This window comes from Pseudomonas cedrina subsp. cedrina, from assembly GCF_001983175.1.
GTDB classification, from domain to species: domain Bacteria; phylum Pseudomonadota; class Gammaproteobacteria; order Pseudomonadales; family Pseudomonadaceae; genus Aquipseudomonas; species Aquipseudomonas cedrina.
Window position 1 is genome coordinate 215,413 of sequence record NZ_MNPW01000006.1, and the last position, 12,007, is coordinate 227,419.

Sequence of the window (12,007 nt, forward strand, 5' to 3'; positions counted from 1 at the left end):
CCGCCATCTAACGGGCCGATAGGGAGATCGATTTCAGTGGATGTGCCGTTGCTGCTCAGCCCCGTTTCCGCGAGTTCGCCCTGTGGCGAAGACATGGAATATGACGCGCAATTTCTGCAATTGGAGCGGGACGCCAAGGGCCAGCCCGAACGCAGCATGGGCGACTCCATCCTGCCCGCCGAACCGCCGGAATGGCGCAGCATCCAGCAGCAAAGCCTGGACTTGCTGGCGCGCAGCAAAGACCTGCGCATCACCCATTTCCTGCTGCAAAGCTCCCTCGCACTCCAAGGCGTGGCCGGCCTGGCCGAAGTCCTCACGTTGATCAATGCGTTGCTGCGCGACTACTGGGCCGACCTGCACCCGCGCCTGGACGCCGACGACGATAACGACCCCACCGTGCGTATCAACGCGCTCACGGGTATGACCTGCGATACCAATATTCGCCTGCTGCGCGAGAGCATCCTCACGCGCTCGCGCACCTTCGGCCCCGTGAGCCTGCGCGCGGCGCTCAATGCCAGTGGCCTGCTGAGTTTCCCCGATGAGCAACTCGGCGCCCAGCAACTCAACGCCGCGTTCCTCGACAGCGACCCCGAGCAACTGCAAGCCACCCGCGACGCCTTGAGTGCAGCGCGTGCGGCGTGCGAAGCCATCGAGCAACAGGTCAACGAGCAGGTCGGTTCCGCCCAGGGCGTAGACCTCAGTGCCTTGAAGCAACCGCTCAAGCAGGCATTGCACATCCTCAACCAGGCGGTGCCGGGCAGCGACAGCAGCGGCGAACCCGAGGCGGTCAGTGACGACCATGCCCCCTCGGCCGATTTCGCCGCCGCCGCCGCCGCACCACGCCCGGCCGGTGATATCGCCAGCCGCGATGACGTGCTGCGCAGCCTCGACAAGATCCTTGCGTACTACACCCGGCACGAGCCCTCGAGCCCGCTGCCGGTGCTGTTGAACCGGGCGAAAAATCTGGTGCACGCCGACTTCGCGGCCATCGTGCGCAATCTGATTCCCGACGGCATGTCCCAATTTGAAAACCTGCGCGGCCCGGACGGCGAGTAAACCGCCCGACCGTGCAGTAACAACACCGTCGCTCAAGCGACCAGGAGCAGCAACGTGGCGAAGCAAAGTTCTCAGAAATTCATCGCGCGCAACCGCGCGCCTCGAGTGCAGATCGAGTACGACGTCGAGCTTTACGGCGCCGAAAAAAAGGTCCAGCTGCCCTTCGTGATGGGTGTGATGGCCGACCTCGCCGGCAAGCCTGCCGAGCCGTTGGCGCCGGTGGCCGACCGCAAGTTCCTTGAAGTGGACGTCGACAACTTCGACTCGCGCCTCAAGGCCATGCAGCCACGCGTGGCGTTCCACGTACCCAACGAGCTGACCGGCGAAGGCAACCTGAGCCTGGACATCACCTTCGAAAGCATGGACGACTTCAGCCCGGCCGCCGTGGCTCGCAAAGTCGACTCGCTGAACCAGTTGCTCGAAGCCCGCACCCAGTTGGCCAACCTGCTGACCTACATGGACGGCAAGACCGGCGCTGAAGAAATCATCATGAAGGCGATCAAGGACCCGGCACTGCTTCAGGCACTTGCCAGCGCGCCCAAGCCTGCAGGGGACCAGTAATCATGACCGACAATACCGTTCGCGAAGGCGCGCTGAACCTGGGCGCCACCGAAGAAACCAGTGAGTTCGCATCCTTGCTGATGCAAGAATTCAAACCCAAGACCGAGCGTGCCCGCGAAGCCGTGGAAACCGCTGTGCGCACCCTGGCCGAACAGGCTCTGGCGCAGACCGACCTGGTGTCCAATGACGCGATCAAGTCGATCGAATCGATCATCGCCGCCATCGACGCCAAGCTGACCGCCCAGGTCAACCAGATCATCCATCACCCGGATTTCCAGCAACTGGAAAGCGCCTGGCGTGGCCTGCACTACTTGGTCAACAACACCGAGAGCGATGAGCAACTCAAGATCCGCGTGCTCAACATCGCCAAGCCGGAGCTGCACAAGACCCTGAAGAAATTCAAGGGCACCGCGTGGGACCAGAGCCCGATCTTCAAGAAGATGTACGAAGAAGAATACGGCCAGTTCGGCGGCGAACCCTACGGCTGCCTGGTAGGCGACTACTACTTCGACCAGTCGCCACCCGACGTGGAACTGCTGGGCGAGCTGTCGAAAGTCTGCGCCGCCATGCACTCCCCGTTCATCGCCGCGGCCTCGCCGACCGTGATGGGCATGGGCTCGTGGCAGGAACTGTCGAACCCGCGCGACCTGACCAAGATCTTCACCACCCCGGAATACGCCGGCTGGCGTTCGCTGCGTGAATCGGAAGACGCGCGCTACATCGGCCTGACCATGCCGCGCTTCCTGGCGCGCCTGCCGTACGGCGCCAAGACTGACCCGGTGGAAGCCTTCGCCTTCGAAGAAAACACCGACGGCGCCGACAGCTCCAAGTACACCTGGGCCAACGCCGCGTACGCGATGGCGGTGAACATCAACCGCTCGTTCAAGCACTACGGCTGGTGCTCGCGCATCCGCGGCATCGAGTCCGGCGGCGAAGTGGAAAACCTGCCGGCGCACACGTTCCCTACCGACGACGGTGGCGTGGACATGAAGTGCCCGACCGAAATCGCCATCAGCGACCGCCGTGAAGCGGAACTGGCGAAAAACGGTTTCATGCCGCTGCTGCACAAGAAAAACACCGACTTCGCCGCGTTCATCGGTGCGCAGTCGTTGCAGAAGCCAGCCGAATACGACGACCCGGACGCCACCGCCAACGCCAACCTGGCCGCGCGCCTGCCGTACCTGTTCGCCACGTGCCGTTTCGCGCACTACTTGAAGTGCATCGTGCGCGACAAGATCGGTTCTTTCAAAGAGAAGGACGAGATGCAGCGCTGGTTGCAGGACTGGATCCTCAACTATGTCGATGGCGACCCTGCGCACTCCACCGAGACCACCAAGGCCCAGCATCCATTGGCGGCTGCCGAGGTGATCGTGGAAGAAGTGGAAGGCAACCCGGGTTACTACAACTCCAAGTTCTACCTGCGCCCGCACTACCAGCTTGAAGGGCTGACGGTGTCGCTGCGCCTGGTATCGAAGTTGCCTTCCGCCAAAGGCGCATAAATAACGTTTGAACCGGCTCTTTGCTCGCTCGTTCCCACGCTCCGCGTGGGAATGCCGCCCGGGACGCTCCGCGTCCCAATGACGCAGAGCGTCACAGGATGCGTTACCACGCAGAGCGTGGGAACGATCACCAAATTTCGTGGCCCGTGCCACACAGGGAGAAATCATGGCTGTTGATATTTTCATCAAGATCGGCGACATCAAGGGCGAGTCCATGGACAAGGCCCACAAGGACGAAATCGACGTACTGAGCTGGAGCTGGGGCATGGCCCAGTCCGGCAACATGCACGTCGGCGGTGGCGGTGGCGCGGGCAAGGTGAATATCCAGGACCTGTCGCTGACCAAGTACGTCGACAAGGCTTCGCCCAACCTGATGATGCACTGCGCCAGCGGCAAGCACATCGACAAGGTCAAGCTGACCGTGCGCAAGGCCGGTGGCGAAAGCCAGGTCGAATACATGGTGATCAACCTGGAAGAAGTACTGGTCACGTCCCTGAGCACCGGCGGTTCGGGCGGCGAAGATCGCCTGACCGAGAACGTCACCCTGAACTTTGCCCAAGTGATGGTCGACTACCAGCCGCAAAAAGCCGACGGCACCAAAGACGGCGGCCCGATCAAGTTTGGCTGGAACATCCGTTCCAACACCAAGCGCTGATAACTCTGGTGGCCGTGGCTGCGCGCCACGGCCCCAGGGATTCTGTTCCTCTCGCAACCCGTCCGTGGAGCTGCTTTGGTGGTAACTGAAATCGCTTCCCGCGACCGTCTGCAACCGTCCCTGCTGGACCGGTTGACCGACGACGACCCAACCAATCCCAAGGAAAGCGCCGACAAACGCGTGCTGTCCCTGACCCAATTGAAAGCCTCGGTCCTGCGCGACCTGGCGTGGCTGCTCAACACCACGTCATTGCTCGATGCCGATACGACGCTGCACACCCCGGCCGGCACCTCGGTGGTCAATTACGGCCTGCCGGCGCTGGCGGGCAACAGCGTTTCCAGTGTGGATATCAAGGCGCTTGAAGCGCTGATCTACCAGGCTATCGCCACCTTCGAACCGCGCATCCTGCGCCATACCCTGCGGGTCAAGGCCCGTGTCGGCCAAGGCGAGATGAACCACAACGCCTTGAGTTTCGAGATTGAAGGCGACCTGTGGGCGCAGCCGGTGCCGTTGCGCCTGTTGCTGCAAACCGACCTGGACCTGGAGTCCGGCCACGTACGCGTGGTGAATGCCGACCAGCGGAGGCGCCCATGAACCCGCGCCTGCTGGAGCTGTACAACCAGGAACTGCACCATGTGCGCGAAAGCGCCGCCGAGTTCGCCAAGGAATACCCGAAGATCGCCAGTCGGCTGACCCTGTCCGGCATGGACTGCGCCGACCCCTACGTCGAACGTTTGCTTGAGGGCTTTGCCTACCTGACGGCCCGCGTGCAGCTCAAGCTCGACGCCGAGTACCCGACCTTCACCCACAACTTGCTGGAAATCGCCTACCCGCACTACCTGGCGCCCACCCCGTCGATGACGGTGGTGCAATTGCAGACCGATCCGGACGAAGGCTCGCTGAGCAGCGGCTTTCCCCTGCCCCGCGACACGGTATTGCGTGCTGCATTGGTCCGCGAAACCCAGACCTGCTGCGAGTACCGCACCGCGCACCCGGTGACGTTGTGGCCGTTGCAGGTCAGCAATGCCGACTACTTCGGCAACCCCGCCGCCGTGCTCGGCCGCCTGGCCGCCAGCGAGCCAAAAGCCAAGGCCGGCCTGCGCCTGACCCTGCGCACCGGCGCCGAACTGCCGTTCAACAGCCTCGACCTGGACAACCTGCCGCTGTACCTCAGCGGCGCGGACGAACAACCGTTTCGCCTCTACGAACAATTGCTCGGCAATGCCTGCGCGGTGTTTGCGCGCAAGCCCGGCGGTGATTGGGTTGAGCGCTTGCCGCCGGACGCGCTGCGCTCGCGCGGTTTCGACGACGCGGATGCAGCCATGCCGGTGGTAGCGCGGGCGTTCCAGGGCTATCGCCTGTTGCAGGAATACTTCGCCCTGCCCCACCGCTTCCTGTTCGTGGAGTTCGCCGAGCTGAGCCGCGCGGTCAAACGCTGCGACGGCCAGGAGCTGGAATTGATCGTGCTGTTCGACCGCCACGAGCCGAGCCTGGAGGGAAGCGTTGGCGCGGCGCAGTTCTTGCCGTTCTGCACCCCGGCGATCAACCTGTTCCCCAAGCGCGTGGACCGCATCCATTTGTCCGACCGGGTCAACGAACACCACGTGATCGCCGACCGCACGCGGCCGATGGATTTCGAGATCCATTCCCTGACCGGCCTCACCGGCCACGGCACCGGGCCCGAGCAGCCGTTTTTGCCGTTCTATGCGGTGCGCGATCCGTCGCGCTACGGCCGCGACCGCGCCTATTACACGGTGCGCCGCGAACCACGTGTGCTGTCCAGCGACCAGCGCCGCAACGGGCCGCGCTCGACGTATGTGGGCAGCGAGACCTTTGTCAGCCTGGTGGACAGCGCGCAAGCACCGTACCGCCATGACCTGCGCCAGCTCGGCGCGACCGCGCTGTGCACCAACCGCGACTTGCCGTTGTTCATGACCGTGGGCAATGGCAAGACCGATTTCACCCTGGCCGACAGTGCGCCAGTATTGGCCGTGCGCTGTGTGGCAGGCCCAAGCCGTCCGCGCCCCAGCCATGCCCATGATGCCAAGGCCTGGCGCCTGATCAGCCAGCTTTCGCTTAATTACCTGTCCCTGAGCGAACAGGGCCAGGGCGCCGGCGCCTTGCGCGAACTGCTGCGCCTGTACGGCGACAGCAACGACGCCGCCCTGCAATTGCAGATCGAAGGCCTGCGCGAAGTCAGCAGCAAGGCCGTGACCCGGCGCCTGCCGATGCCCGGCCCGATCGTGTTTGGACGCGGCCTGGAGATCACCCTGGAATTCGATGAAAACGCGTTTCGCGGCACCGGCGTGTTCCTGCTCGGTGCCGTACTGGAACGCTTCCTGGCACGCTACGTGTCGATCAACAGTTTTACCGAGACGGTGATCCGTACCACCGAACGCGGCGAGATCAAGCGATGGAAAGCCAAGCCCGGACGTCGTCCGACCCTGTGAGTACCCTGGATGCGATGCACCAGGCGCCCTGGGAATACGATTTCTTCCAGGCGCTGCGGCGTATCGAATGCGAAGCGCCGCTACTGCCGCGCCTGGGCCATTCCCTGCGCCTGGCGGATGACCCGCTGCGCCTGGGCCAGCAGGCCGATTGCACCTTCGCGCCGGCCACCCTGGCCTCGGTCGCCCCCGGCGGCGACGGCAAGCCGGCGCGGCTGGAACAATTCTTTTTCGGCCTCGGCGGCCCCAACGGCCCGCTGCCGCTGCATATCACCGAGTACGTGCGCGAGCGCCAGCGCAACCATGCCGACAGCACCAGCAAACAGTTCCTGGACGTGTTCCATCATCGCCTGCTCAGCCTGTTCTACCGGGCCTGGGCCGAAGCGCGGCCGACGGTCAGCCATGACCGCCCGGACGATGACTACTGGTCCGCACGCCTCGCCGCCTTGAGTGGCCGCGGGATGCCGAGCCTGCTCAACCAGGGGCTCATCCCGGACACGGCGAAGCTGCATTACAGCGGCCACCTGTCGGCGCAAACCCGCTACCCGGACGGTTTGAAGGCCATCCTCAGCGAGTACTTCGGCCTGCCGGTGGAGATCGAAGAGTACGTCGGCCAATGGCTGGAGCTGCCCGAGCGCAGCCGCGTCGGCGTGAGCGCCAACCGCCTGGGCATGGACTTTTGCCTGGGCAGCTTCGTGTGGGACCGCCAGCACAAATTCCGCATCCGCCTGGGGCCGCTCAAGCTGGATGACTACATGAGCATGCTGCCCGGCCACCAGCCGTTCAACGAGCTGGTGGCGTGGGTGGCGGAGTACCTGGGCCATGAATTGGACTGGGACCTGAACCTGGTCCTGCAACAACCCGAAGTCCCGGCGCTGCAACTCAACGGCCAGTTCCGCCTGGGCTTCAACACCTGGCTCGGCCAACCCGCGCATGACGCCAACGACCTAATCCTGGCCCGGCACTACGCCGATCAAGCCACCACCTCAAGGAATCCAGAGCATGGGTGAAATCAGTCGCGCCGCACTGTTCGGCAAACTCAACAGCGTGGCCTACAAGGCCATCGAAGCCGCCACCGTGTTCTGCAAACTGCGGGGCAACCCGTATGTGGAACTGGCTCACTGGTTCCACCAGTTGCTGCAACTGCAGGACTCGGACCTGCACCGCCTGATCCGCCAGTTCAACCTGGAACCGGCGCGCCTGGCTCGCGATTTGACCGAAGCCCTGGACCGCCTGCCGCGCGGCTCGACCTCGATCACCGACCTGTCCTCCCACGTGGAAGAAGCGGTGGAGCGCGGCTGGGTGTATGGCAGCCTGATGTTTGGCGAAAGCCAGGTGCGAACCGGTTACCTGGTGCTCGGTATCCTCAAGACGCCGAGCCTGCGCCATGCGCTGCTGGGCTTGTCTTCAGAGTTCGACAAGATCAAGGCCGAAGCCCTGAGCGAGCGGTTTGACGAATATGTCGGCGACTCGCCGGAAAACGCCCTGAGCGCCAGCGATGGTTTCAATGCCGGTGCGGTGCCGGGTGAAGCCAGTGGTGCGATGGCGCCGAGTGCGATGGGCAAGCAGGAAGCGCTCAAGCGTTTTACCGTCGACCTGACCGAGCAAGCCCGCAGCGGCAAGCTCGACCCGATCGTGGGCCGTGACGAAGAGATCCGCCAACTGGTGGATATCCTCATGCGTCGTCGCCAGAACAACCCGATCCTCACCGGTGAAGCCGGCGTGGGCAAGACCGCCGTGGTCGAAGGTTTTGCCTTGCGCATCGTCGCCGGTGACGTGCCGCCCGCGCTCAAAGACGTGGAATTGCGCAGCCTTGACGTAGGCCTGCTGCAAGCCGGCGCCAGCATGAAGGGCGAGTTCGAACAACGCCTGCGCCAGGTGATTGAAGACGTGCAGGCCTCGCCCAAGCCGATCATCCTGTTTATCGACGAAGCCCACACACTGGTGGGTGCCGGCGGTGCCGCCGGCACGGGCGATGCGGCCAACCTGCTCAAGCCCGCCCTCGCCCGTGGCACCTTGCGAACCGTGGCCGCCACCACCTGGGCCGAGTACAAGAAGCACATCGAAAAAGACCCGGCGCTGACCCGCCGTTTCCAGGTGGTGCAGGTTGCCGAGCCGTCGGAGGACAAGGCGCTGCTGATGATGCGCGGCGTGGCCTCGACCATGGAAAAACACCACCAGGTGCAGATTCTCGACGAAGCGCTGGAAGCCTCGGTGAAGCTGTCCCACCGCTACATTCCGGCGCGCCAGTTGCCGGACAAATCCGTAAGCCTGCTGGACACCGCCTGCGCCCGCGTCGCCATCAGCCTGCACGCGGTGCCGGCTGAAGTGGACGACAGCCGTCGCCGTATCGAAGCGCTGGAAACCGAGCTGCAGATCATCGCCCGCGAACATGCCATCGGCATTGCGATTGGCGCGCGTCAAACCAACAGCGAAGCATTGCTGACGGCCGAGCGCGAGCGTCTGGCCACGTTGGAAAGCCGTTGGGCTGAAGAAAAAGCCCTGGTGGATGAGCTGCTCGCCACCCGTGCGACCTTGCGTGAAAAAGCCGGCGTGGTGGACAGCGGCAGCGATGCATTGCGCACGCAACTGGTCGACCTGCAACAACGCCTCACCGCGCTTCAGGGCGAAACGCCGCTGATCCTGCCCACCGTGGATTACCAGGCCGTGGCCTCGGTGGTCGCCGACTGGACCGGCATTCCGGTCGGCCGCATGGCGCGCAATGAACTGGAGACGGTGCTCAACCTCGACCAGCACCTGAAAAAACGCATCATCGGCCAGGACCATGCCTTGCAGATGATCGCCAAGCGCATCCAGACCTCCCGCGCCGGCCTCGACAACCCGAGCAAGCCGATTGGCGTGTTCATGCTGGCCGGCACATCCGGCGTGGGCAAGACCGAAACCGCCCTGGCGCTGGCCGAAGCCATGTATGGCGGCGAGCAGAACGTCATCACCATCAACATGAGCGAGTTCCAGGAAGCTCACACCGTGTCCACCCTCAAGGGCGCGCCGCCGGGTTATATCGGCTACGGCGAAGGCGGCGTGCTGACCGAGGCGGTGCGGCGTAAACCCTACAGCGTGGTGCTGCTGGACGAGGTGGAAAAAGCTCACCCGGACGTGCATGAAATCTTCTTCCAGGTGTTCGACAAAGGCGTGATGGAAGACGGCGAAGGCCGGGTGATCGACTTCAAGAACACCCTGATCCTGCTCACCACCAACGCCGGCACCGAGCTGATTTCCAAGGTCTGCAAAGACCCGGCGAACATCCCGGAGCCGGAAGAAATCGCCAAGGCCCTGCGTCAGCCGCTGCTGGAGATCTTCCCGCCGGCGCTGCTCGGCCGCTTGGTGACCATTCCGTACTACCCGCTGAGCGACGAGATGCTCAAGGCGATCACCCGCCTGCAGCTGAACCGCATCAAGAAGCGCGTGGAGAATACCCACAAGGTTGCCTTCGACTACGACGACGCGGTGGTCGAGCTGATCGTCTCGCGTTGCACCGAGACCGAAAGCGGCGGACGCATGATCGACACCATCCTCACCAACAGCCTGCTGCCGGACATGAGCCGTGAATTCCTCACGCGCATGCTGGAAGGCAAGGCGCTGGCGGGGGTGCGCATCAGCAGCCGGGATAATGAATTGCACTACCAGTTCAACGATTGACCTGACGCAATGCGGTTCAAATGTGGGAGCGGGCTTGTGTGGGAGCTGGCTTGCCTGCGATAGCATCACCTCGGTGAACCTGACACCCCGAGGTGCCTGCATCGCGGGCGAGCCCGGCTCCCACACAGTCTTGCTCCTGCATTTGGATTCGGTTCCTCCAGTTATTACGCAATTTACGGGTTAACCGATGCTATTCAACCAAGCCTCACGCCTGGCCAAGATCACCAGCCCACTCGGGCCGGATGTGCTGTTGCTCAATGAAATGGGCGGCGGTGAAGAGCTGGGCCGGCTGTTCAACTACGAGCTGCAACTGACGTCCCTGGACGCCAACATCGACCTCAACCAGTTGCTCGGCAAGCCCATGAGCGTGGGCCTGCAATTGGCGGACGGCGGTGAACGGCACTTCCACGGCATCGTCGCGCGCTGCAGCCAGAACATCGACCAGGGCCAGTTCGCCAGTTACCAGGTGACGCTGCGCCCGTGGTTGTGGCTGCTGAGCCGCACCTCGGACTGCCGGATTTTCCAGAACCTGAGCATCCCGCAGATCATCAAGCAGGTGTTCCGCGACCTGGGCTTTTCCGACTTCGAAGACGCGCTGAGCCGCCCGTACCGCGAGTGGGAATATTGCGTGCAGTACCGCGAGACCAGCTTCGATTTCGTCAGCCGGCTGATGGAACAGGAAGGCATCTACTACTTCTTCCGCCATGAGCAGGACCGCCATGTGCTGGTACTGGCCGACGCCTATGGCGCCCACACCACCGTGCCGGGCTACGCGTCGATCCCGTATTACCCCAAGGACGAGCAGCAGCGCGAACGCGACCACATGCACAACTGGCACCTGGCGCAGGAAGTGCAGCCGGGCTCGCTGGAGCTCAACGACTATGACTTCCAGCGCCCCAGCGCCAGCATCGACGTGCGTTCGGCCATGCCGCGCCCGCACACCGCCGGCGACTACCCGCTGTACGACTACCCCGGCACCTACGTGCAAAGCGAGGACGGCGAACACTATGCGCGCACCCGCATCGAGGCCCTGCAAACCCTGCACGAACAGATCGAGTTCGCCGGCAATGCGCGGGGCCTGGGCTCGGGCCACCTGTTCAGCCTGACCGGCTTCAGTCGCCAGGATCAGAACCGCGAGTACCTGATCGTTGGCTGCCGCTACTACATCGTCCAGGAAAGCCTGGAAACCGGCGGCGGCTCGGGTTCGGCGCAGTTCGAAAGCAGCCTCACCTGCATCGACGCCCAGCAAAGCTTCCGCCCGCTGCCCAGCACGCACCGGCCTATCGTCAAAGGCCCGCAGACGGCGCTGGTGGTCGGCCCCAAAGGCGAAGAAATCTGGACCGACCAGTACGGCCGCGTGAAAGTGCACTTCTACTGGGACCGCCACGATCAATCCAACGAGAACAGTTCGTGCTGGATCCGCGTATCGCAATCCTGGGCCGGCAAGAACTGGGGCTCGATGCAGATCCCACGGATCGGCCAGGAAGTGATTGTGAGCTTCCTTGAGGGTGACCCCGACCGGCCGATCATCACCGGCCGGGTCTACAACGCCGAGCAGACAGTGCCTTACGACCTGCCGGAAAACGCGACCCAGAGCGGCATGAAGAGCCGCTCGAGCAAAGGCGGCACGCCGGCCAACTTCAATGAAATCCGCATGGAGGACAAGAAGGGGTTGGAGCAGTTGTATATCCATGCCGAGCGCAATCAGGACATCGTCGTGGAGGTGGATGAGAGCCATTCGGTCGGGCATGACCGCAACAAGAGCATTGGGCACAACGAGACGGTGACGATCGGCAACAACCGCCTGCGCATCGTCAAGCAGGAAGACATTCTCTCGGTAGGCCAGCGCAAGACCGACAGCATCAGCCAGAGCTACGTGATCGAAGTGGGCGAGAACCTGCGCCTGGTCTGCGGTGAGAGCATCCTGGAGCTGAACGCCAGCGGTCAGATCAACCTCACCGGCGTGCAGATCAGCTTCTATGCCAGCGGCGACGCCGAGTTCAATACCGGCGGTGTACTGCACCTGAACAACGGTGGCGGCGCTGGCGCCACGCCTGATGGCCAGGGCGTGAAAGCCAGCATCGACGCCAATATCAAAGCTGCGTTCCCCACGCCTAAAAGCTCCTGAC

General features: G+C 63.4%; 9 protein-coding genes. All 9 read left to right on the forward strand.

The features are described from left to right. Positions 1-36: 36 nt before the first annotated feature. A complete protein-coding gene (gene tssA, locus BLL36_RS14330) occupies positions 37-1,056 on the forward strand; it encodes a type VI secretion system protein TssA (protein ID WP_076952064.1) in 1,020 nt (339 codons plus the stop codon). A 54-nt stretch (positions 1,057-1,110) separates the two neighbouring features. Beyond that, on the forward strand, positions 1,111-1,617 hold the full coding sequence (gene tssB, locus BLL36_RS14335) for a type VI secretion system contractile sheath small subunit (RefSeq protein WP_010207547.1): 507 nt from the start codon (positions 1,111-1,113) through the stop codon (positions 1,615-1,617). A 2-nt stretch (positions 1,618-1,619) separates the two neighbouring features. Beyond that, a complete protein-coding gene (tssC, locus tag BLL36_RS14340; protein WP_076952065.1) occupies positions 1,620-3,116 on the forward strand; it encodes a type VI secretion system contractile sheath large subunit in 1,497 nt (498 codons plus the stop codon). A 166-nt stretch (positions 3,117-3,282) separates the two neighbouring features. Beyond that, a complete protein-coding gene (locus BLL36_RS14345; RefSeq protein ID WP_076952066.1) occupies positions 3,283-3,771 on the forward strand; it encodes an Hcp family type VI secretion system effector in 489 nt (162 codons plus the stop codon). Between the two features lie 78 nt (positions 3,772-3,849). Beyond that, positions 3,850-4,365 (forward strand): type VI secretion system baseplate subunit TssE, encoded by a 516-nt coding sequence (gene tssE, locus BLL36_RS14350; RefSeq protein ID WP_076952269.1) that lies wholly within the window; start codon positions 3,850-3,852, stop codon positions 4,363-4,365. Beyond that, a complete protein-coding gene (tssF, locus tag BLL36_RS14355; protein ID WP_076952067.1) occupies positions 4,362-6,221 on the forward strand; it encodes a type VI secretion system baseplate subunit TssF in 1,860 nt (619 codons plus the stop codon). The genes tssE and tssF overlap by 4 nt, the downstream gene beginning before the upstream one ends. Continuing rightward, complete coding sequence (gene tssG, locus BLL36_RS14360; protein WP_076952068.1) at positions 6,185-7,228, forward strand: type VI secretion system baseplate subunit TssG; 1,044 nt, start codon at positions 6,185-6,187, stop codon at positions 7,226-7,228. The genes tssF and tssG overlap by 37 nt, the downstream gene beginning before the upstream one ends. After that, the gene (tssH, locus tag BLL36_RS14365; protein ID WP_076952069.1) at positions 7,221-9,878 is read left to right on the forward strand and encodes a type VI secretion system ATPase TssH; all 2,658 of its coding nucleotides are present in this window, start codon (positions 7,221-7,223) and stop codon (positions 9,876-9,878) included. Before tssG ends, tssH begins: the two co-directional genes overlap by 8 nt. 187 nt (positions 9,879-10,065) lie before the next feature. Beyond that, on the forward strand, positions 10,066-12,006 hold the full coding sequence (locus tag BLL36_RS14370) for a type VI secretion system Vgr family protein (RefSeq protein ID WP_076952070.1): 1,941 nt from the start codon (positions 10,066-10,068) through the stop codon (positions 12,004-12,006). Position 12,007 lies beyond the last annotated feature (1 nt).

Bases quoted from the DNA above. Each gene is read 5' to 3' on its own strand.
- tssF (WP_076952067.1), top strand. From the start codon at position 4,362: ATGAACCCGCGCCTGCTGGAGCTGTACAACCAGGAACTGCACCATGTG.
- tssC (WP_076952065.1), top strand. From the start codon at position 1,620: ATGACCGACAATACCGTTCGCGAAGGCGCGCTGAACCTGGGCGCCACC.
- tssH (WP_076952069.1), top strand. From the start codon at position 7,221: ATGGGTGAAATCAGTCGCGCCGCACTGTTCGGCAAACTCAACAGCGTG.
- BLL36_RS14370 (WP_076952070.1), top strand. From the start codon at position 10,066: ATGCTATTCAACCAAGCCTCACGCCTGGCCAAGATCACCAGCCCACTC.
- tssG (WP_076952068.1), top strand. From the start codon at position 6,185: ATGGAAAGCCAAGCCCGGACGTCGTCCGACCCTGTGAGTACCCTGGAT.
- BLL36_RS14345 (WP_076952066.1), top strand. From the start codon at position 3,283: ATGGCTGTTGATATTTTCATCAAGATCGGCGACATCAAGGGCGAGTCC.